At 44.4% G+C, this 23,199-nt stretch carries 14 protein-coding genes and 1 tRNA gene; 10 read left to right on the top strand and 5 right to left on the bottom strand.

Annotated features, from left to right (window positions below; genetic code table 11):
• Positions 1 to 255: 255 nt before the first annotated feature.
• A tRNA-Ser gene (locus IDJ76_RS14045) sits at positions 256 to 343 on the bottom strand.
• Between the two features lie 378 nt (positions 344 to 721).
• Between IDJ76_RS14045 and IDJ76_RS14050 the strand changes: the two genes are divergently transcribed.
• Entirely contained in the window at positions 722 to 1,693 is a 972-nt protein-coding gene (locus IDJ76_RS14050) for a polyprenyl synthetase family protein (RefSeq protein ID WP_191164099.1), read from the top strand.
• A gap of 51 nt (positions 1,694 to 1,744) precedes the next feature.
• Positions 1,745 to 2,536, top strand: coding sequence for a diadenylate cyclase CdaA (gene cdaA, locus IDJ76_RS14055; protein ID WP_191163966.1), 792 nt, complete (start codon positions 1,745 to 1,747; stop codon positions 2,534 to 2,536).
• Here the strand turns inward: cdaA and IDJ76_RS14060 are convergent.
• Both IDJ76_RS14060 and IDJ76_RS14065 read right to left on the bottom strand, forming a co-directional pair.
• Positions 2,533 to 2,925, bottom strand: coding sequence for a hypothetical protein (locus tag IDJ76_RS14060; RefSeq protein WP_191163967.1), 393 nt, complete (start codon positions 2,923 to 2,925; stop codon positions 2,533 to 2,535). The genes cdaA and IDJ76_RS14060 overlap by 4 nt on opposite strands.
• Before the next feature lie 311 nt (positions 2,926 to 3,236).
• On the bottom strand, positions 3,237 to 5,717 hold the full coding sequence (locus IDJ76_RS14065) for a M1 family metallopeptidase (RefSeq protein ID WP_191163968.1): 2,481 nt from the start codon (positions 5,715 to 5,717) through the stop codon (positions 3,237 to 3,239).
• Between the two features lie 268 nt (positions 5,718 to 5,985).
• Here IDJ76_RS14065 and IDJ76_RS14070 point away from each other — a divergent pair, with 268 nt between their 5' ends.
• The 6 genes from IDJ76_RS14070 (at position 5,986) to IDJ76_RS14095 (ending at position 19,318) form a co-directional block, all read left to right on the top strand.
• Positions 5,986 to 8,724: an ABC transporter permease gene (locus IDJ76_RS14070; protein WP_317173968.1), complete on the top strand. Its 2,739-nt coding sequence runs from the start codon at positions 5,986 to 5,988 to the stop codon at positions 8,722 to 8,724.
• Positions 8,725 to 8,768: 44 nt separating this feature from the next.
• Positions 8,769 to 11,165 carry an ABC transporter permease gene (locus tag IDJ76_RS14075; RefSeq protein WP_191163969.1) on the top strand — a complete coding sequence of 799 codons (2,397 nt, stop codon included), beginning with the start codon at positions 8,769 to 8,771 and terminating at the stop codon, positions 11,163 to 11,165.
• Positions 11,166 to 11,351: 186 nt separating this feature from the next.
• Positions 11,352 to 13,811, top strand: coding sequence for an ABC transporter permease (locus tag IDJ76_RS14080; protein WP_191163970.1), 2,460 nt, complete (start codon positions 11,352 to 11,354; stop codon positions 13,809 to 13,811).
• 138 nt (positions 13,812 to 13,949) lie between these two features.
• Positions 13,950 to 16,322 carry an ABC transporter permease gene (locus IDJ76_RS14085; protein ID WP_191163971.1) on the top strand — a complete coding sequence of 791 codons (2,373 nt, stop codon included), beginning with the start codon at positions 13,950 to 13,952 and terminating at the stop codon, positions 16,320 to 16,322.
• 181 nt (positions 16,323 to 16,503) lie between these two features.
• On the top strand, positions 16,504 to 17,829 hold the full coding sequence (locus tag IDJ76_RS14090) for a Gfo/Idh/MocA family protein (protein WP_191163972.1): 1,326 nt from the start codon (positions 16,504 to 16,506) through the stop codon (positions 17,827 to 17,829).
• 130 nt (positions 17,830 to 17,959) lie between these two features.
• The gene (locus tag IDJ76_RS14095) at positions 17,960 to 19,318 is read left to right on the top strand and encodes a 3-keto-disaccharide hydrolase (protein ID WP_191163973.1); all 1,359 of its coding nucleotides are present in this window, start codon (positions 17,960 to 17,962) and stop codon (positions 19,316 to 19,318) included.
• A 115-nt stretch (positions 19,319 to 19,433) separates the two neighbouring features.
• Here the strand turns inward: IDJ76_RS14095 and IDJ76_RS14100 are convergent, their stop codons facing one another.
• A complete protein-coding gene (locus IDJ76_RS14100) occupies positions 19,434 to 19,844 on the bottom strand; it encodes a BrxA/BrxB family bacilliredoxin (RefSeq protein ID WP_191163974.1) in 411 nt (136 codons plus the stop codon).
• Positions 19,845 to 20,043: 199 nt separating this feature from the next.
• On the opposite strand from IDJ76_RS14100, the gene IDJ76_RS14105 reads away from it, so the two are divergent.
• Complete coding sequence (locus tag IDJ76_RS14105; RefSeq protein ID WP_191163975.1) at positions 20,044 to 20,898, top strand: M23 family metallopeptidase; 855 nt, start codon at positions 20,044 to 20,046, stop codon at positions 20,896 to 20,898.
• Between the two features lie 214 nt (positions 20,899 to 21,112).
• Complete coding sequence (gene ahcY, locus IDJ76_RS14110) at positions 21,113 to 22,429, top strand: adenosylhomocysteinase (RefSeq protein ID WP_191163976.1); 1,317 nt, start codon at positions 21,113 to 21,115, stop codon at positions 22,427 to 22,429.
• 121 nt (positions 22,430 to 22,550) lie between these two features.
• On the opposite strand, the gene IDJ76_RS14115 is transcribed toward ahcY, so the two are convergent.
• On the bottom strand, positions 22,551 to 23,147 hold the full coding sequence (locus IDJ76_RS14115; protein ID WP_191163977.1) for a hypothetical protein: 597 nt from the start codon (positions 23,145 to 23,147) through the stop codon (positions 22,551 to 22,553).
• Positions 23,148 to 23,199: the final 52 nt, after the last annotated feature.

Consider the following 23,199-nt stretch of genomic DNA (forward strand, 5'->3'; position numbering starts at 1 on the left):
GGGCTCAAAGCTATTATCTTTTCTATAAATTCACTTCAATAAAATTCCCGCCCTTATTTGCGGCCTGTTTTTGGAAAGATGCTAATTGTTTAACTAATTTTATGTCGCGTATTTAAACCCTTTATGGTGATTCAATCCTAAATTGGAATTGACTCACCATATCTATATAAAATGATACATAATATAGCATTTTGCATCAAAATTCTGCAATCGGTTGATTTGCAGGATTTTAGTGCTATTCAGCACGAAAATCAGCGGAGAGGGAGGGATTCGAACCCTCGATACACTTTTGGCGTATACACACTTTCCAGGCGTGCTCTTTCGACCACTCAGACACCTCTCCTGGTTTTGGTTGTAAAAGTTTTCAGAAGTTATAAAGGTTTTAAAAGTTAAGAGTCAATATTTCCAACCCTTCCAACTCTTATAACCTTTTAAACATTTCCAACCCTTACTAACTTAACCGCGCAAAGGTAAAAATATAACACGTACGGGCAATAAAAAAGCGGGACCTGTTTTACAGGCCCCGCTCAAACGAAAACGCTCACTCAAAAACTCAAAACTTAACCTACTTTGTATTTAAACTAACTACTATAATAGAGCGTTTTTTACCCCGATAGTTTAACCTGATTTAAAATAATAGGTGTTTGGGCAGATATATTTTTAGCTTATGTTTGCTGTGGATTGCCGGGTACATGTTTACCTAAAAAGCGCGCTTGTTTGGATGCTGAACATCGATCATATTAAAAAACCCATTGCAGCAGAAATTGATGTTTTTGAGGAGAAGTTTAAAACTTCGATGCAAAGCTCCGTGCCCTTGCTTGACCGTATTACCCACTACATTGTAAAGCGTAAAGGCAAGCAGATAAGGCCAATGTTTGTGTTCTTTTCGGCCAGTATTTGCGGCGGCATTAATGAGAGTACCCACCGCGGCGCGGCATTGGTGGAGCTGCTGCACACCGCTACCCTGGTGCATGATGATGTGGTAGATAATTCTTACCAGCGCCGGGGCTTTTTCTCTATCAACGCCTTATGGAAAAATAAAATAGCTGTTTTAGTGGGCGATTACCTGCTATCGAAGGGCTTGCTGCTTTCTATCGATAACGGCGATTTTAACCTGCTCAAGATCGTATCTGAAGCGGTAAAACAAATGAGCGAGGGCGAGTTGCTGCAGATAGAAAAGGTAAGGCGCATGGATATCAGCGAGGCGGTTTATTACGAGGTGATCCGCCAGAAGACGGCTTCCCTCATCGCGTCCTGCTGTGCTTGTGGTGCTGCATCTGCCGGGGCGGATGACGCTACCGTAGAAAAAATGCGACTGTTTGGCGAAAATATAGGGATAGCCTTCCAGATCAAGGATGATATGTTTGATTTTGGTACCGACGATGTGGGCAAACCGCTGGGCATCGATATCAAGGAAAAGAAGGTTACCCTGCCGCTTATCTACGCGCTGAACAACAGCGAAAGCAGCGAAAAGAAGCGCATGATCAACCTGGTGAAAAACCATAACGACGACCCGAAGAAGATTGCGGAGATCATCAGCTTTGTGAAGCAAAAGGGTGGATTGGAGTATGCCGATACCCAGATGAAAACCTACACCGATGCCGCCTTCAAGATCCTGAACACCTTCCCCGAGGGCGACGCCCGCACCGGGCTGGAGCAGCTGGTCCGTTTTACTACCGAGCGCAATAAATAAAACCCTTATTCCGCTTTAATGATGTTTACAGAAACTTGTTAACTTCGTGACATGCAATCTTTTGATTTTAGCAGCCTTAAGGTAACCCCCTTTGCCATACTGGATATCCTGTTACTGGCTATCATCATCTATCAGTTATATAACCTGATACGAGGCACTATTGCTGCTAATATTTTTGTGGGGCTGGCCTTTATCTATGTTTTGTATTTCATCGTGCCCGAATCAAAGATGCCGCTGCTGGCGGGCATCCTCAAAAAATTTGCTGATGTGGGGATCATTGCGGTGATCATCGTTTTTCAGCAGGAGATCAGGCGCTTTTTGTTATTGGTGGGCAAGAATGCGTCGCTACAGCGCAACAAGGCCTGGTGGCAATACTTTTTTGGCAAGGTGGATACCGAGAAGAATAACTACGCCCGCATTAAACCCATTATTGATGCCTGCCGAAGCATGAAACAAACCCGCACCGGCGCGTTGATCGTTTTCGCTAAATATTACGACGAACAGTTTTACCAGAATAGCTGCGAAGTGCTGGATGCCCGGATCTCTAAACGGGTGCTGGAAAGTATATTTCAAAAGAATAGCCCGCTGCATGACGGGGCGGTAGTGATATCTGAGAACAAGATCAAATCGGCCAGCTGTATCTTGCCCGTTACCGAAAAATCTGACCTGCCCGCGCAGTTCGGCTTGCGCCACCGCGCCGGGATAGGCGTTACCGAGGCTAACGATGCTACCGCGATCATCGTATCGGAAGAAACCGGCGAGATCTCTTACGCCAAACAGGGCCGCATCAAAATGGATATCAGCTTTACCGAACTGGAAAAACTGCTGAACAAGGATTTTTAAGGCTTACTGTCAATTATTACCTTTTCATTTTTCTCGTCACTTTTACCAACAACCGGCATTTTCGAATTGCCTTGCGGTTTAGCCAACGGCATTTTTGAGTTGCCCGAAGTATTTAGGATCGGCATATGATCAACCTTCGAGTAAGTGATCCGTTCGGGCGTACTGGCAACCATCGATGGATAGTCGGACAGTTTATTTGGAAGCGCAAAGGTTAAAGCATTGCCTTTGAACAATTTACTGGTTAAGGCTTTGTTGCTGAACAGACCGGTATCTGCCTTAAAATTAAACTTACTGTTTACGATACTATCAGCCGGTGAAGCTGGTTTTTTCTGCGCCATCACACTATGCGTACAGGCAGCTAAAAGCGTTAGAAGTAATATCTTTTTCATAAGTGTTGCGTTTATGGCAAGTTACGCAAATAGCTTTTTAATATTAAAGTTAAAAAATGTTAAAAATATTTAGAGATATTTAAAGATATAGCCCGTTAAGATGCGCTGATACGGACCGGTAAATCTCACCGGGAAATAGCCAAATGTTACAAATACTGACAAACTCTTGTCAGTAGGCTATTTTTCAAATACCTAACTATCAATATTTTAACAAATGTTCACGGCGTTCACGGTGTTCATTCGTGAACATGAACAGAAAAAGCCGGACCCCACATTACTGGGATCCGGCTTTTTTAATGGGATTATTGTTATTAATCTTTCAATGGAGTAATTGCCTTGTCAGCCGCATCTGCCGAAGCGGTATCACCCATTTTGGTGCGTGCCTCCTTGATGTTGGTTAAAAGCTGTATAATGGTTGGTGCTGCGCCAAATTGCTTGTACTTAACCCCAATTGCACCTGCAGTCGTAATAAACTCCTGGGTGTAGGCCGGGTTTTTAACGCGCGCTGCAAATTCGGCCATCTTGCGTATCAACGGGAATTGGGCGTTTACGTCGCTATTTTTAAACTCGTTGTAAACGTATGGCCATTCGGCATCGGTGCCATTAGCAGCATAAACACCCATAATAGCTTGTTTAAGTGAGCCTTCTGCATTATTCTGGTAGGTTTTGGCCAACGCCATGGCTTGTTGCGGATCAACCGCACCTATGGCATTCATAGCCGCACCCTGTACTGCGTATGACTGGCTGGTAACTGCTTGTTTAAACAGGTTTAAATTACCCGCTGCTTTTAACTTACCTAAAGCTGTAATAGCCGCAGCGCGTACCAGGTTATTCTCGTCTGTTTGGGCAAGCTTTACTAAAACAGGAGTGGCAGAATTGCGTACATCGTCATTAGTCATCGTAGCCGAATTGATCGCCTTGATCCGTAACTGGTAAAACGTATCATTCATTGCTGATATGATGATCTTTTGCGCGGTTTTATCGGTTTGCTTGCTTTTAGCCCCATCTATTGCCTCAAAACGATCCAGAAATAATGGCGCATTAAAATATTGGAACGCATACTCATCTAAAGTTTTGGTATCAGTCTTTTTGGTCAATAACACTTTATCGCCGTCAACATTTACCAGATCCGGCTTGGTAGCCGCCGGGAAGTATAAGGTATCGGTCTTATCGCGCATCCAAACGTTATGGCGCACCTTTTTACCGCCAACGTAAATATCAACCGCCATTGGTAATATAAAGGCGTTGCCATCCTGTGTTTGCTGCAAATAAACGGCTTGTGTTTTTTTGGCAGCGTCGTAGTTGTAGGTGATGTTTAGCACCGGGTGGCCTGCACCGTAATACCACTGGTTAAAGAACCAGTTCAGGTCTTTGCCACTGGCTTCTTCCAATGCCAAACGTAACTGCTGGGCTTCGCCGTTTTTAAAGGCGTTAGTTTTTAAGTAGATGTTTAACCCTTTATAAAAAGCCGCGTTACCTAAATAGTTGCGCAGCATATATAAAATACGGCCGCCCTTTTGGTAGGTAACCACATCAAACATATCTTCCTTGTCAGCGTAATTAAAACGAACAAGATTTTTGGTTTTGGCAGCCGGCTGACTCAGGTAGTTCACCATATCATCATAAATATGCGCGTCGCCTGCGTCTTTACCATATTTGTATTCGGCCCAAAGGGTTTCGCTAAAATCAGCGAACGATTCATTTACGGTGAGGTTGCTCCAGCTTTCGGCAGTCACATAATCGCCAAACCACTGGTGAAACAATTCGTGTACAATTGTACTGCGGCCGCCGTCATAGTAACGGTCATCCAATTCGCGTTTGGTGCCCTGTACATAAACACCATGCAACGTGGCAGACGTATTTTCCATCGCGCCGCTTACATAGTCGCGTACAACGATCTGTGAATATTTGTACCAGGGATAATCAACGCCTAAAGTTTTTGAATAAAACTCCATCACTTCCGGCGTAAAGCCAAAGATATCCTTAGCGTAAGGTGCGTATTTAGGCTCCAGGTAATAGCTTACCTCTTTGCCTCTCCAGGTATCTTTATAGATCTTAAAATCGCCCACGGCCATCATAAACAAGTAGGGCGAGTGCGGCAACTCCTGTTTCCAGGTATCGGTGCGGGTGCCATCGCCGTTAACTTTTTGCGAGGCTAAACGGCCGTTCGATAAGGTAACATATTTAGCAGGCACGGTCATCGCTATCTCTTCGGTAGTTTTTTGGTTGGGCTTATCAATCGTAGGGAACCATGCTGATGAGGCTTCCGTTTCGCCCTGTGTCCAAATCTGGGTAGGTTTGTCCTTTTCAGTACCATCCGGGTTAATAAAATAAAGGCCCTTCGCATCATTAATAGCAGCACTGCCCTTTACCTTCAACTCATTTGGTTTTGAGGTGTAATCGATGTAAATAGTATAGTTGTCGGTATTCTGATAAACCTTATCCAGTTTTATCGCAACGGTAAGGCTATCATAAGTAAACTTTAGCGGGATATATTTACCGGCTTTAACCACAGCAATAGTTTTCAGGTCCATTCCTTTGGCATCAAGCCTTAAGGAGTCGGTAGGGTAAAAGTGAGGTTTTAACGTAACCCACTCTTTACCGTACATATAGCGTTTTTTGTAATCGAAACGTACGTCCAGTTTGGTATGGATCAGATCGTTGATCTTTGGGGTAGTTTCCCGGTAGATCTTCAGCTCCGGGTTGTCGGCCTTGGGGGCTTGCGCAATGACGGTGCTTAACGCGCAAACGCTGATGCTGCCGGCTAATACCGCAGCGTAAATAGTTTTCATATTGTTTAGTTTGATTGAATACTTATTAAGGGCTAAATTATAGCTTTTATGGCAATTAAGACGCCCGAAACCGGTTTATGTTACAGGCGTGTAGGCTTATAAAGCAACTTGAATATTGTATTATTATAGACAAGACTAAAAACGAACACCCTATTGTTCGGATACGGACGGTTTATGTTTTCTAACCATATTTAAGTAATTAATAAACAGTTACTTACATAATTGGCATGTATTTGACTGTTTAACTTACACATTTACAGTACAGCATGTGAAAACGCAAGACAGGATCTGGTACTTACAGGCAAAAAAGTTAGCCAACGAAGCATCGGCCACTGAGCTGCAAGAATTAAAAGGCTTGTTGAAAAATAACCCGGACATTGGTAATCAGGCCAAATTGCTGAATAATTGGTGGTACGATAGCCGGCAACAACAAACAGATAGTAACCAATTGTTTGATAAGATAAAGAAACAAATTAAAGTTAACGAAGCCAAAGCCGCATACCTGCCACTCAATAAAACCTATTGGAGCGGCAGGGTTAAGGGCAACAATACGGGCGAAAAAAATTTAGCGATGTTTAAGAACCATTTAAAAATTGCCTTGAGGCAACTAAGCAAACAAAAAATGTATGCCACAATTAAGGTGGGTGGCTTTGCCTTTAGCGTAGCGGCATGTATTTTAATAGCCTTATATATCAAAAGCGAAACCGGTTATGACAAGGCTTACCCCGATGCTGACCGTATTTACAGGGTAATAGGACAGTATAATGTTGATGGTGTTATAAAAAAAGGGCCTTCGTTACCCGCGCCTTTCGGTAAGGTGTTAACAAGCAACTTTCCTGAGGTTGAGCAGTCTGCCCGGATCATGCCCAACGCATTATTTGACGGTGCAGGCAGTAACGAGGTAAGTACTGCTAACGATACGCAAAATACACATGAGGATGGCTTTGCATACGCCGACCAGGAACTGCTTAACCTGCTGCAGTTGCCTATGGTATACGGCGACAGGAAACACGCCCTTGATCAACCATTTACAGTGGTGATAGCCAAAAGTAAAGCCGATAAATACTTCCCTAAACAAAACCCTTTGGGCAAGCTGATATACCTGAACGGTGATAAGACAAAACCATACAAGATAGGCGGTGTTATGCAAGATTTTCCGGCATCATCGCACTTGCAATACAGCTTTTTGCTAACCCTTACCGGCAAAGAATTGTGGCCGGGCGAGCAAACAGGCTGGGGCAGCAGCAACTACACCAGCTATGTTAAATTACGGCCGGGTACCGATGTGCCTGCATTTGAAAAGAAACTGGTCAGAAACATCCTGAACAAGTATATCATTCCGGATATGGTTAAAGCAGGCAATAAACGCGCCGCAGATATCATGTCTAAATCGTCGTTACATCTGCAGCCCATAGGCGATGTTAACCTGAAATCATATGATATAGATGATAATTTATCCCACGGCGATATTCGCTTCATCTGGCTGTTTGGTGGGGTGGCCGGTTTTATTTTAATCATTGCCTGCATTAACTTTATCAACCTTTCTACAGCAAGGTCTGCCAACCGGGCTAAAGAAGTAGGTTTAAGGAAAGTTGTAGGGTCAAGCAGGGCGGGCCTGGTACAGCAATTCATCACGGAGTCATTATTATATAGTTTCCTGTCTTTCGCCATAGCTATTATCATAGCCGTGATCCTGCTGCCATATTTTAACCTTATGGCAGGTAAAACGCTGTCCCTACAGTTTCAGTCATGGTGGTTGCTGCCGTCATTAATTGTTGCGGCAGTAGTAGTAGGTATTGCTGCCGGCATTTACCCTGCACTGTATCTATCAGCATTTAAACCTATTGCTGTACTTAAGGGTAAATTAAGCACCGGCAGTAAAAGCTCCTTTTTGCGTAATGGCCTGGTAGTATTTCAATTTGCCACCTCAATTATATTGATCATCGGCACGCTGGTTATTTATAACCAGATGGAGTTTATTATGAATAAAAAGTTAGGGTACGATAAAGATCAGGTAGTAATGCTGCAGGGTACCGATATGTTGGGCAGCCGAATAAAAGAACTTAAAAATGAATTATTAAAAATTGCCGATGTAAAAAGCGTAACAATAAGTGATTTTTTACCAGTTGCGGGTACCAAGCGAAACGGTAACGTTTTTTACAACGAGGGTAAAACCCTTGAGGAAGAAGGGTCGGGTGCGCAATATTGGTTTGTAGATACAGACTACCTTAAAACCATGGGTATAAAATTAGTGGCGGGCCGCAACTTTTCTGCCCAAATGGCCGGCGACTCGCAGGCGGTGATCATCAATCAAACTATGGCGAATAAGCTTAATCTGAAAAACCCCGTTGGCAAACGCATTGCCAATAATGGCGCAGTCAATACGATCATCGGGGTGGTACATGATTTTAACTTCGAATCTTTACGGGATAATGTAGATGGTTTAGTAATGCAATTAAGCAACCAAAAATCATCGATAGTATCGGTAAAATTGAATACCGGCAACGTGCATGGCACCCTATCGGCTATTAATGGTGTATGGAAAACCTTTGCGCCGGCACAGCCTATCCGCTACACTTTTATGGACGAGCGCTTTGCCAGTATGTACGCCGATGTGCAACGCATGGGCCGCATTTTTACCAGTTTTGCCATTTTGGCCATTGTAATAGCCAGTTTGGGATTGTTTGGCCTATCGGCGTTTATGGCCGAGCAGCGCAGCAAGGAGATAGGCATCCGTAAGGTATTAGGGGCCAGCATCAGTAGTATAACTGCCTTATTATCTATGGATTTTTTAAAGCTTGTGGGTATAGCCATTGTAATAGCTACGCCAATTGGATGGTGGGGTATGCACGCCTGGTTACAGGATTTTGCTAACCGAACCCCAATACAATGGTGGGTATTTATATTAGCCGCAATATCAGCTATCGTTATAGCTGTAATAACAATTAGCTTTCAATCGATCAAGGCAGCAATGATGAACCCGGTTAAGAGTTTAAAAGCAGAATAAATAAACGAGATAAGGATTTACTAACCAGACCAAACACTAAGCACATGATAAAGAATTATCTTAAAGTTGCCTGGCGCAACCTTGCAAAAAACAAGGCGCATACCTTCATCAATGTTACCGGCTTATCTGTAGGGATGGCCGTATCTATATTGATCGGCCTTTGGATCTGGGACGAGCTATCGTATGATAAATATCACCAGAACTACGACCGTGTAGTGCAGGTGATGCAGCACCAAACCATTAACGGCGAAACCAGTACGCAAACTGCTATGCCTATCCCGTTAGGTAATATGCTGCGCAGCGATTACAAAAACGACTTCAAATATGTAACGCTATCCAGCTGGACATTTGGGCATATTGTAACTTATGGCGATAAAAAACTTTTAACCCAGGGTAACTACATGCAGCCCGAAGCGCCGGATATGCTGTCGCTCAAAATGTTAAAGGGGACACGATCGGGCCTGAACGATCCGTCGTCCATTATGCTTTCGGCAACGTTGGCTAAATCTCTTTTTGGTAATACCGACCCTTTGTTTAAGGTTATTAAGCTTAATAATAAAAATGATGTAAAGGTTACGGGGGTTTATGAAGATATGCCGCGCAACACTACCTTTCATGACGTATCATTAATTGCGCCGTGGGCGCTTTACTTAGCTAACGAAGATTGGTTAAAAAGGGCATCGGTATCATGGGGGAATAATTCCTTTCAGGTCTTTGCCATGCTTAACCCCAACGCGGATATTAATAAAGTCAATGCCCGCATCCGCGACTTAAAGTTAAAGAATATAGCCTTACAGGGCGATAAAGTTGGTGAGTCGTTTCACCCGCAGGTGTTTTTGCACCCAATGGCAAAATGGCATCTTTATTCAGAATTTAAGCAGGGCATAAACACCGGCGGCGGTATCCAGTTTGTGTGGATGTTTGGGATCATCGGCATATTTGTGCTGATGCTGGCTTGTATCAATTTTATGAACCTGAGCACCGCGCGGTCAGAGAAGCGGGCCAAGGAAGTGGGTATCCGCAAAACCGTGGGTTCGCTGCGCAGCCAGATCATCCTTCAGTTCTTTAGCGAATCGCTGATGATCACCATTTTCGCATTTGTTATTTCAATAGCGTTAGTAGCGCTTACCCTGCCCTGGTTTAACCAGGTTGCCGGTAAGGAAATGTCGATACTGTGGGCTAACCCAATATTCTGGATCATGGGGATTGCCTTTAGTATTTTAACGGGAATTATCGCAGGCAGTTATCCGGCGTTCTATTTATCATCTTTCCAACCGGTAAAGGTTTTAAAGGGAACGTTCAAGGCAGGAAGGTTTGCCGCCCTGCCACGCAGGATATTGGTGGTGTTACAATTTACCGTATCGGTTACGCTCATCATCGGCACCATCATCGTTTTTCGGCAGGTGCAGTTTACCAAAAACCGCGCGGTGGGCTATGAGCGAACCGGTTTGCTGGAAGTACATTTGAAAACAGACGATATACATAAAAACTTTAGCGCTGTGCGGAACGATCTTTTACAGAGCGGTAGTATTGTTGAAATGGCCGAATCGGGCAGCCCGCTTACCAACGTTTACTCAAACAACAGCGGTTATGATTGGAAGGGTAAACTACCCGGCCTGCAGGATGATTTTGCTTACGTACCCGTAGGCCCGGAATTTGGTAAAACCGCCGGCTGGAAAATTATCGCCGGCCGTGATTTTGAAAAGGGCAATAAGGCTGATTCGAGCGCGGTGATCCTGAACGCTGCATCCGTTAAGTTTATGGGCTTTAAAAACCCTGTTGGCGAGATCATTATGAACGATAAGGATAAAATGCATGTAATTGGGGTAGTAGAAGATATGGTAATGTCATCGCCATACGAGCCCGTAAAAACCACATTGTTTGTAGCGCAGAGTGGTTCAACAGGGATCATAGACGTAAGGCTGAACCCTAAGAAAAGCACCCGCGAGGCGCTGGCTAAGGTTGAATCGGTATTTAAAAAGTACGACCCGGGTAGTCCGTTCGATTATAAATTCTCTGATGATGAGTACAATAAGAAATTTGCTACTGAAGAGCGCGTAGGTAAACTGGCGGGATTCTTTACGATATTGGCCATTTTCATTAGTTGTATGGGCTTGTTTGGGATGGCATCGTTCATGGCCGAGCAGCGCATCAAAGAGATAGGCGTACGCAAGGTATTGGGCGCATCGGTTTTCAGTTTGTGGCGCCTAATGTCTACCGATTTTGTATTGCTGGTAGGGATCTCTCTATTGGTAGCCATCCCGACGGCATACTATTTTATGCATGGCTGGCTGCAAAATTACAAGTACCGGGCAGATCTGTCGTGGTGGATCTTTGCATTGACAGGCATTGCCGCAATTGGTATTACCCTGCTAACGGTAAGCTACCAGAGTATTAAGGCCGCGTTAACCAACCCGGTAAAGAGTTTAAAAACGGAGTAGGGGGAGGTGTAAGGATAAAAGGTAAAAGGTTTGCGCTGCCGCGGGTTTTCAATCCGTGGTAAACATAGGGTCAGCTTTCAGCTGGCGTGAGTTGAAAACTCACAGCATACGGCCCACGAGTTACGCTACGCTAAACTCGCGGGAGCAATTGAATTTAAAAATCACTCAATTAGAATTTAAAAGATCATGATCAATAATTATTTAAAAATTGCCTGGCGAATATTATTAAGGCAAAAGCTGTTTTCGATGATCAATATCTTTGGGTTGGTTATTGGGATGGTAGCTTGTCTGCTTATTGTGCAATATATCAGCTTCGAGTTGAGCTATGACAAGTTCCACGCAGATGCCGCTAACATCTATCGCATCAGGCATCAAAGCCACAGCGAGGGTAGTTTGACCGAGAACCTACCCAAAACTTATTCGGCTGTTGGCCCGGCGTTGCAAGCCGATTTTGCAGAGGTACAGCAGCAAACGCGGGTATCAAAACTGGTCGGCCAGGTATCGGCACAACAACCCGATGGCAGCATCAAAGCCTTTAACGAACAGCACCTGTATGCGGTGGAGGCTTCTTTTCTGAAAATGTTTTCCTTCCCGATGGTGGATGGCACCGCCGCCGCTCTTAACAACCCTAATGCCATTGTTATTACGCAGACAACTGCCAACAAGTATTTTCCAAATCAAAGTGCGATAGGTAAAACTTTAAAGATCCAGCAGCAGGTATCGGGCACCGATATTACCGCCACAGTAACAGGGGTTTGTGATGATGTACCTGCCAACTCTCACCTGCAGTTTGATTTCCTGGTAGCACAGGATAGGAAGGCAGGCGACTGGGTATATCCTGATTCCTATACCTACATCAAGCTGTCTCCTAATACAGACCAAAAAACATTTGAAGCTAAACTGCCCGCCTTTGTAAAAAAGCATGGCGATGATAAAGCCTCAAAATCCAGCTTTACGCAGGGCAAAACTAACGTAGAGGATATTGCCTTTACCTTGCAGCCACTAACCAGGATTCATTTGTATTCCAACCTTACCGACGAAATCAGCACCGCGGGTAACGGCAATATGGTTTGGTACCTTGGGCTCATTGCCGCATTGATATTGGTTATCGCTTATATCAATTACGTTAACCTGTCTACCGCCAAAGTAATTGAGCGGGCAAAAGAAGTAGGCATCCGCAAAGTACTGGGCTCGCAGCGTAAGCAACTCATTATCCAGTTTTTGTTCGAGTCGCTACTGCTCAATATTATCAGCATTGTTATGGCGGTGGTTGTAGTGGTATTGGCAATGCCATGGTTCAGTGCCTTGTGCGGCGTAAAAATGCAGTTCACTTTATGGAAGGATTACACCTACGTGCTGGGCTTTGTTGCTTGTTTAGCGTCAGGCGTTTTGTTATCGGCATTTTACCCGGCACTTATCCTGTCAAACTATAAACCTGTACAGATCTTAAAAGGAAAGTTCCAAAATACAGCGCAAAGTTTTTCCCTGCGCAAATCATTAGTAGTGTTCCAGTTTGCGGCCACTATTACGTTTATGATAGGTACCATGGTGGTTTACCGGCAGGTAAATTTTATGAAAGATGCCAATAAAGGCATGGATATGAAGCAAACGCTGATTGTTGTCGCACCGCAAAACGTAAGGGCAACTGATGCCGACGCCATCAATTTTATGCACCAGGACAGCGTTTTCCAAACCGAGCTGATGCGAAGCCCACGGGTATTCGGGGTAACATCTTCGTCAAGTATTCCAGGCGAGACGATCAACTACATCATGTCCTACACCCGGCCACTACAGGATAAAGGCATCCGCCTGCCCACGCTCGAAATTGGCAGCCAATTCTTAAAACAGTTTAAAGTGCAGTTAATTGCTGGCGAAAATATCTCGGCAACGGTCAACTATATCAAACAACCGATGATGCTGAACGAAGCCGCCGTGGTTTCATTAGGGTTTAAAAACGCGAACGACGCAATAGGCAAGATCATCCAAACAAAAAACGGCAGGGGCAAGGTGTTTGAAAATGAGGTAGTGGGCGTAGTTAAGAATTTCCATCAAACATCATTGAAAGATGCCTTTACACCAACGGTTTTCCGGTTGATAGATCCATCGAGCGTAACGCATTATGAGTTAAAGGTTAATACGGCCGATCTGCAGGCAACATTAGCGGCTATCAACAATACCTATAAAAGTGTATTCGCAGGTTCGGCATTTGATTATTTTTTTTTAGATGAGTTCTTTGATAACCAATATCAAACAGAGCAACATTTTGGCAAGGTGTTCAGCCTGTTCTCGGGCTTTGCGGTATTTGTGGCATGTTTAGGCTTGTTCGGCTTAACGCTCATTACCATTAACCAACGCATCAAAGAGATCGGGATCCGCAAGATATTGGGTGCCTCGGTACAAAATATCCTTGTTTTGATCGCGAAGGATTTTGTCGCCTTGATTGTCATCGCCAATATCATCGCTTTGCCATTAGCTTATTGGGGCAGCCACCAGTGGCTGCAAAACTACCAGTTCAGGATAGGTTTCAGCATATGGTTCTTTGTCCTGCCGATGTTGTCGGTTTGTTTGATAGCAGTAACCACTATCAGTTTCCAGGCCATAAAAGCAGCCATTGCCAACCCCGTGAAAAGTTTGCGCACAGAGTAGGGGGAGATGAAAGGATAAAGCAGAAAGGTTAAAGGTTGGCGCTGACATGAGTTGAAAATTCACAGCATACAGGAGCGAAAAGTATAAATTAAAAAACAAGGCTCTTCCCAAACCGGGGAGATTTTAGGAGATGTTATCATGTTTATGAATTATCTGAAAGTCGCCTGGCGCAACATGGTTAAAAATAAGGTTTACAGCGCCTTAAATATTGTTGGTTTGGGTGCGGGCATTGCTGTAGCCATGCTGATTGGTATGTGGGTGTATTATCAATATAGTTATGATAAATTCATTCCGAACCAGGAGCAAGTTTACCAGGTTAGGCGCAATTTTAACAGTAATGGTGACACCGTTACCTTTAGCAGTACCTCACTAAAATTAGCGGATGCTTTACGCAGCCAGATGCCCGAGATGGAGTACGTTGCCGAAACCGACCAGATAGGGTCGCATGGGTTAGTAGTGGGTGATACAAAATTGTACGTCGCCGGGATCCAGGCGGGGAAAGATTTTCTGAATATTTTTAAATATCCGATGCTGGCCGGCAGTTATAACAAAGCGCTTACCGATATTTATTCGATTATCCTTACTAAAAGTACCGCTAAAGCTTTGTTTGGCAACGCCTCTCCAATAAACAGAATGGTGCGGGTTGACAATAAGGATAATTTAAAAGTTACTGCGGTGATAGATGATATCCCGGCCAACTCCACCCTCCAGTTCAAATACATCATTCCATTTAGTTATTACGAGTTGTCGCAAGCCTGGGTAAAGAGTTCGCGCACTGCGGGATATGGTAACAATTCCTTTTGGCAGTTTGTTAAGCTTAAGCAAGGTGCTGACTACTGGCAGGTATCCCGCAAGATTCGCGATATCGAAAAAACAGAAACAAGCAGCGTTAACGCAATGAATTCTAATGTGATCATTCAGCCCATGAGCGAGTGGCATTTGTATAGCGACTATAAGAACGGCAAAGCTGCGGGTGGTTTTATCGAGTACATCCGTATGTTTAGCATCATCGGTATCCTGGTATTGGTCATCGCCTGTATCAACTTTGTCAACCTTTCTACCGCGAGGTTTGAAAAACGTGCCCGCGAAGTTGGCGTGCGCAAAACCATCGGCTCCACCCGCGCCAATCTGATCTGGCAGTTTTTAACCGAAACAGGCGTAATTACCTTAATAGCCTTCGCGCTTTGCCTTTTGCTGGTACAGCTGGCTTTGCCGGGCTTTAATTCCCTTACCGGCACTTCTATCGTTATCCCATTTGGTAACCCGGCATTCTGGCTGGCCATGATCATTGGAGTGGTGCTGGTAACGATGCTTGCGGGCAGCAGGCCAGCATTTTACTTGTCGGCTTTTAATCCTGTAAAGGTTTTAAAGGGAAGTGTACAGGCGGGTAAATCGGCAGGCATCTCGCGTAAGCTTTTGGTTGTTGTACAGTTTACCTGCTCCATCGCGCTCATCATCAGTACCATTGTCATCTACAGGCAAATTCAATATGCTAAAGAAAGGCCTACCGGGTTTAATGTTAGCCGCCTGTTAACATCAGATATGAATGAAGATATGAGCCGTAATTACCGCGCGCTTAAAAACGAATTGCTGCAAAGCGGTTTGGTTAATAAGGTTACTACATCGTCCAGCCCTGCTACCAACGTTTACTCGCATGGCGATATCGACTCCTGGCCGGGCAAACACCCCGGTGAAACGGTAGAGATGGGTTTTGTACAGGTATCTGACGATTATTTTAAAACCCTGGGCATGACCTTTAAGGCCGGGCGGGATTTTTTGCCCAATTCTAAAGCCGACTCGCTTAATGTGATCATGAACGAAGCCGCCATAAAAAGACTGCGCCTGACCGATCCGCTTAATCAACCCCTGATGTTGGATAATAAGCAATATCACATTGTAGGTATTGTGAAAGATGCCTTGGTCGAGTCGCCGTATCAATCGGCTGCCCCGGTAACCTATGTTTATAATAATGGCTGGAACATGATCTACCAGTTATCCAACAAAACGAATGATCATAAGGCGATTGCGGAAATCGGGGCCATTTTCAATAAATACAACCCGGCCTTCCCGTACACCTATCGTTTTGTAGATGATGATTACAACATGAAGTTTAGCGAAGAGGTTTTGGTTGGCAAGCTATCGGGCATTTTCGCGGGGCTGGCCATCTTAATATCCTGCCTCGGTTTATTTGGCATGTCGGCATTTGTGGCCGAGCAGCGTATCAAAGAGATAGGAATCCGGAAGGTATTAGGCGCAAAGGTTTCCCAGCTTTGGTTGCTGCTGTCTAAGGACTTTATCCTGCTGGTGGTTGTAAGCTGCGTTATCGCGTCGCCGCTGGCCTTTTATTTCTTGCAAAACTGGCTGCAAAAGTATGATTACCGCATCACCATCGGCCCCGGTATCTTTATCCTGTCGGCGGCAATTGCTATTGCCATTACTTTGGTTACCATCAGTTTCCAGGCAATAAAAGCCGCCATAGCCAACCCGGTAAAAAGCTTAAAAACGGAATAGAAATAGAAGTCAGAGAAAAGAATCAGGAAGCACGACCAGGAAGCCGCGGGTTTTCAACCCGTGGTAAACAGAAGGGTCAGCTTTCAGTCGACAAGTACATTGTAACAAAGGGGTTTGGGTTTGGCAGGGGCATCATATAAATACTATATTTACCCTACCAACCAACAAACACCTATTTATTATGCACAGGAGACGATTCGTACAGAACGTGGCCATTGCGGGTACCAGCTTTTTAGTGGGGCCCGGCTTATCGGCATCCGCCTTTTATAAGGGCTCACCAAATAAAAAAGTTGTACTGGGTATCATGGGCGTTAACAGCCGAGGCGATTATCTGGCCTCGAAGTTTGCCACCATACCCGATGCCGAGATCGCCTATATCTGTGATGTAGATAGTGTGGCTATGGCCAGGTGCATTGCCAATATCGAAAAGATAACCGGCAAACGCCCCGTTGGCGTGGCAGACATTCGCGAATTATTAGCCAAGAAAGACCTCGACGCGCTGATCATTGCTGCGCCCGATCACTGGCATGCACCCGCAACTATCCTAGCCTGCCAGGCCGGTAAACATGTTTATGTAGAAAAACCCTGTAGCCATAACCCGCACGAGGGCGAGATGGCTATTGCAGCTGCCGCTAAGTATAACAAACTGGTGCAAATGGGCAGCCAGCGCCGGTCGTTTACCAACGTGCAAAAAATGGTAAAGGAACTGCACGAGGGCATCATCGGCAGGGCTTATTTTGCAAGGGGCTGGTATGCTAATAACCGCAAATCAATAGGTATCGGTAAACCCGCACCCGTACCTGCTAACCTTAACTACGACCTGTGGCAAGGCTATGCACCACGCATGCCTTATAAAGATAACCTGATCCACTATAACTGGCATTGGCATTGGAACTGGGGCACCGGCGAGGCCTTGAACAATGGTACTCACGAGATAGATGTGATGCGTTGGGGCTTGGGTGTCGATTTTCCGGAGCGGGTCACATCATCAGGGGGGCGCTTTGCCTTCAAGGATGATTGGGAAACCCCCGACACACAAACCATACTGGCCAATTTCCCTAATAATACCGCTCTATCATGGGAGGGGCGCAGCTGTAATGGCTACAATTCTGAAGGCGTGGGCCGTGGCGTAGTATTTTACGGCGATAACGGCACCATTAATTATGGCGGTGGTAATGGCTACCAGGTTTTTGATGCCGCTAACAAATTGGTTAAAGAGGTGAAGGACGATACCGTTGTTGACCCGACAAATAAAGTTAGCCCTACAGAAATGCTGGACTTGAGCCATATGCAAAACTTCATCAAAGCCATCCAGGGCACCGAGCAAATCAACCAACCCATTACCGAGGGCCATAAATCAACCCTGATTCCACAGTTAGGTAATATAGCACAGCGCACGGGCCGGGTATTGAATTTAGATAGTAAGAACGGCCATATTCTGAATGATACACAGGCCAATAAGCTCTGGAGCCGCGAGTACGCACCGGGATGGAACCTTAAAGTTTAATTTGAAACTTTGGAGAGGGGTCATCCTGAGCTTGTCGAAGGGCGCGCTGGATGCCTTTCCGGTTGTGGTTCGACAGGCTCACCCTGACACGAAATATTAATTTAATGATACACCAGTCTACAGTATAATTATGAAGAACCTGAAAATACTTTTACTGTCGATAGCCATCACTACCGGCGCATCGGCACAAAACGGATACACCAATTTATTTAATGGTAAAGACCTTACTGGATGGAAGATCCTGGCGGGCAAAGCCGAATATAAGGTAGAGAACGGAGGCATTACAGGTACGGCTGTACTTAATAGCGGAAACACCTTTTTGGTGACCGAGAAGCAATATGGTGATTTTATTTTGGAGCTGGATGCCAAAACAGAAAGCAATCAAACTAACTCGGGTGTACAATTACGCAGCCATTACAACCCTGCCGGGCACGAGGGCAAAGGGCTGGTCTATGGCAAACAATGCGAAATAGACCCCAGCGACCGCGCATGGAGCGGAGGGGTTTATGACGAGGGCCGCCGCGACTGGCTATACCCGATGGAACTAAACGCGAAAGCCAAAACCGCCTGGAAAAACGGCGATTTTAACCACATCAAAGTAGAATGTATTGGCAACACCACTAAAACCTGGATCAACGGCGTTGCGACAGCCTATGTGGTGGATACGCTGGACAAGACTGGCTTTATTGGTTTACAAGTGCATGCCATTAGCGATGCAGGGCAAGCTGGTAAAAAGATCTTCTTTAAGAACGTCCGCATCAAGACAACTAACCTTAAACCCGAACCTTTTGCCAAAGGTATTTACGTGGTTAACCTCGAAAAAAACCTACTCTCGGCCTACGAAAAGCAGGATGGCTGGAGATTACTGTTCGACGGTAAAAGCAACACAGGCTGGCGCAGCGCAACATCTATGAAGTTCCCTGCAAAAGGTTGGGAAGTAAAGAACGGGATGATTAGCGTATTGGGCTCGGCAGGCGGCGAATCGACCAATGGCGGGGATATTATCACGAACGATCAGTTTAAGGCATTCGATATTTCGTTCGAGTTCCGTATGTCGACAGGGGCCAATAGCGGCTTAAAATACTTTGTTACGCTGTCAGAAAAAACTACGGGCTCGGCTATCGGGCTGGAGTACCAGGTACTGGATGATGAGGTGCACCCTGATGCCAAACTGGGGCGCGACGGTAACCGTACGCTGGCATCGTTATATGATTTGATCCCCGCTAAAAAGCAAGCCCGCTTTGTGCATAAAATTGGCGAGTGGAATACCGGCCGTGTGGTAGTTTACCCCAACAACCACGTGGAGCACTACCTGAATGGAATTAAAGTATTAGCGTATGACCGCGGCTCAAAGGAATACCGCGACCTGGTGGCCATCAGTAAATACAAAGTTTGGAAAGACTTTGGTGAAGCTCCACAGGGCCATATTTTATTACAAGACCACGGCTTTGATGTAAACTACCGGAATGTGAAAATTAAGGAGTTGTAATTAGATGTCAGAGATAAGAGATTAGGAAATTAACAAAAAGCAAAAGGCCGGCAATTTAATGTCGGCCTTTTTAATGGTAACTAATCTCTAATCACCAATCTCTATTCTCTAATCCTTAGCAGTACTGATCAAATGCGCCGATCAAATTATCGGCTATCATTTGCGCGGGGCGGCCTTCTATCTGGTGGCGCTCTATAATGTGTACCAACTTACCATCTTTAAATAACGCCATTGATGGTGACGACGGAGGGTAAGGCAACATTAAGTTACGGGCTGCGTCAACCGCGTCTTTTTCCATCCCGGCAAAAACGGTTACCAATCTATCCGGGTGTTTGTCATTTTGTGAAGCCAATTTAGCTGCAGGGCGTGCGTTAGCAGCAGCGCAACCACAAACCGAATTAACCATTATAAATACAGTGCCTTCGCCTTTTATGGCTTGCTCAACTGACTGTGCGTCTTTTAATTCTTCAAAACCAACTTTGGTCAGGTCTTCCCGCATTGGGGCAACTAAATATTCTGGGTACATAATGTTTTAGCTTAAATTATTGGTTACAAAAATACCAATTCATTAATTAAAAATAACCTTAATCAGAATATTCCGTGATAATTGACGTTTCGGTTATAATCAGTTAAATGCGGTAGTAAAGAATTTTCTTTATATTGCAAACCGGTTTACTAATCCTAATTAATAAGCTAACGATTCAACTTAAAACAAAGGTTAAGTTATGGTGATATTTACGCAAAAAAATGAGGCCCGTCCCAGGGTTGTACAGGTAAAAGCAAAGCATTTTAATAACATCAAGGTAGCTGGAGTAGCGGTGCTGATCATGGTAGTAGTATTGATGACGGCCGTTATGCGACTAAGTTCTACGGCCGAAAAGCAAAGCCAGGAAAATAGCCGCCTGCACTCGCAGATAGCGGCTTTACAAGGCCAGATAGATAAGGGTAACGAAGATGCCTTGCTGGTTAATGCCGAGAAAGAAGGTAGCCGCAGCAAAGCCGTTGGTTACATTACGGATATTCAATCGAAGTTAAAACGTATCAACGAGTACATGAGCAAGCGCGGTTTGCGTGGTTTATCATTCCGCAACTTAAAGCTTGAATCATCCAAACCGAAAAGCGACACTAAGCTATACAGCGACTTTAATAATTACCTTGATAAATTGGTAAATAACATCGCTTATATGCCTATGGGTTACCCGCGGTTAAGCTCGTTTACCTCGTTCTTTGGCTATCGCAGTAACCCGTTCGATTTTGGCGGTGGCGAATTCCACCCGGGGATAGATTTTCAGGGGCACAGGGGCGACCCTGTTAAATGTACAGCCAGCGGCAGGGTGATTTTTACCGGTCGTGCGGGCGGATACGGCAATTGCATCAAAATCAAGCACCCCAATAACCTTGAGACCTGGTACGGCCATCTTTCTAAGATCAACGTTAAAGAAGGCCAGCGCGTAACGGTGGGCGATGTTATAGGCAAGGTTGGCTCTACCGGCCGGTCGACAGGGCCGCATCTGCATTACGAGATCCGTAAGAACGGTCAGCCCGTGAACCCAAAACAGTATTTGAGTTTAAATATGTAGGGGTTTATATTGAGTTAAGTATTTGGGTCATATAACCTTAACACGTGTAGTAAAAAATTAAAGCGACGGTAAAAACCTCGCTTTTTTTGTTTGCAAATGTCGCAATGGTAAACCTTATAGCTCTTTTTAATAATTCATCTGAAAGTCATACGTTTAAATGGCAATTTCATTAAAATATTTATATTGATTAGTTTTGTAAAAAAAACTAAATACTATGTCATCAGTAGAGACTCAATACATTAAAAGTAAAGTGAAGGACACTTCATTGGCCGCCTGGGGCCGCAAAGAAATTGAACTGGCCGAAGCAGAAATGCCGGGGTTAATGGCGCTTCGTGAAGAGTATGGTCCCGCGCAGATCTTAAAAGGCGCGCGTATTGCCGGATGCTTGCATATGACCATCCAAACAGCCGTTTTAATTGAAACATTGATCGCATTAGGTGCCGAAGTTACCTGGTCGTCATGTAACATCTTCTCCACACAAGATCATGCTGCTGCTGCTATTGCTGCTGCAGGTACTTCTGTTTACGCCTGGAAGGGTATGAACGAAGAAGAGTTTGAGTGGTGTATTGAGCAAACTTTATTTTTTGGCGAAGACCGCAAACCATTGAACATGATCTTGGATGATGGTGGCGATTTAACCAATATGGTATTTGATAAATATCCTGAATTAGCCGCGGGCATCCAGGGTTTATCTGAAGAGACTACTACAGGCGTTCACCGTTTATACGAGCGCATGAAAGCCGGTACTTTATTAGTGCCTGCTATTAACATTAACGATTCTGTTACCAAATCAAAATTCGATAACAAATACGGTTGCCGCGAATCTTTAGTTGATGCCATCCGCCGTGCTACTGACGTAATGATGGCCGGTAAGGTTGGCGTTGTTTGTGGTTATGGTGATGTGGGTAAAGGTTCGGCAGATAGCTTACGTAACGCTGGTGTACGTGTTATCGTTACCGAAAGTGACCCTATCTGCGCCCTACAGGCCGCTATGGAAGGTTTTGAAGTAAAAAAACTTTCTACCGCGATAGCCGAAGCTGATATCGTAGTTACCGCAACCGGTAATAAAAACATTGTTCGCGAAGAGCATTTCCGCGCGTTGAAGGATAAGGCTATTGTTTGTAACATCGGTCACTTTGATAACGAGATTGACATGGCCTGGTTAAACAGCGCTTATGGCGACAGCAAAATTGAAATTAAACCACAGGTTGACAAATACACTATAGAAGGTAAAGACGTTATTGTTTTAGCCGAAGGCCGTTTAGTAAACTTAGGTTGTGCTACCGGCCACCCAAGCTTCGTAATGAGTGCATCGTTCACTAACCAAACCTTGGCCCAGATTGAACTTTGGACAAATGCTGATGCTTACGAGAACAAAGTTTATACTTTGCCTAAGTACTTGGACGAAAAAGTTGCCCGTTTACACTTAGCTAAAATTGGTGTTGAGCTGGAAGTTTTAGACCAAGACCAGGCCGAGTACATCGGTGTTACTGTTGATGGTCCGTTTAAACCGGAATACTACAGGTACTAAGTGTTAGACTAAAAAGACTTTTAGACAAAAGACAAAAGACGAAAAGGGATGTGGTGTGAGCCATATCCCTTTTTTGGTTATGGAATACTGGTTAAGTGCTTGTAAACTGCAACTCGTGATATTAAAACGATTCTATAATTTCCTTAGGTAAAATCTTTTCCATAATTAACCGCTGTCTTGATTCAAAATTCACAAATTGCCAACCCGTTCTGCCATTTTTTGATACGGCGCACGATTTTTTGTGAGCGGTGATTGAGTACATTCCTGTTGTTTCATCTAATTTCACATTATCTGAACCAAACGTGTTAGCAAGCGAAAGCTTAATTAAATTCAACCTTGCCTTTTTATTGCCATCATTTTTAATAGTATCGATATCGTTAAACTTCATCGTTAGATTAGAAACGTATTTAAGAGTTGAATAATAGTTATCATCGACGTTTTTGCTATCGGCAATTTCTGTTATTTTGTAGTCCAGGATTTTATAATTAATGTCCTTATTATTCATTACCTGCTTAAGCGCAGCCGCCATTTGGGTTTTGGGAATAATGTTAAAAAATGTATCGGGAATATATTCTAATGATTCTTCAGTTTTGCCAGCCGCAGTCAATTTGTAAAATTCATCAAATCGTTGCCTGATATTATCCTTATAATCTTGCGCGAAACATACAGAAGTTAATCCGACAAAAATAAATGCGAAAGAAATTAACTTAATTTTCATAAAGAGTGGCCTTGAGTTTGGGGTAAAATACTAAACTTATGTTATATATAAC

The sequence above is a fragment of the Mucilaginibacter glaciei genome (assembly GCF_014773245.1).
In the GTDB taxonomy this organism is placed as follows: domain Bacteria; phylum Bacteroidota; class Bacteroidia; order Sphingobacteriales; family Sphingobacteriaceae; genus Mucilaginibacter; species Mucilaginibacter glaciei.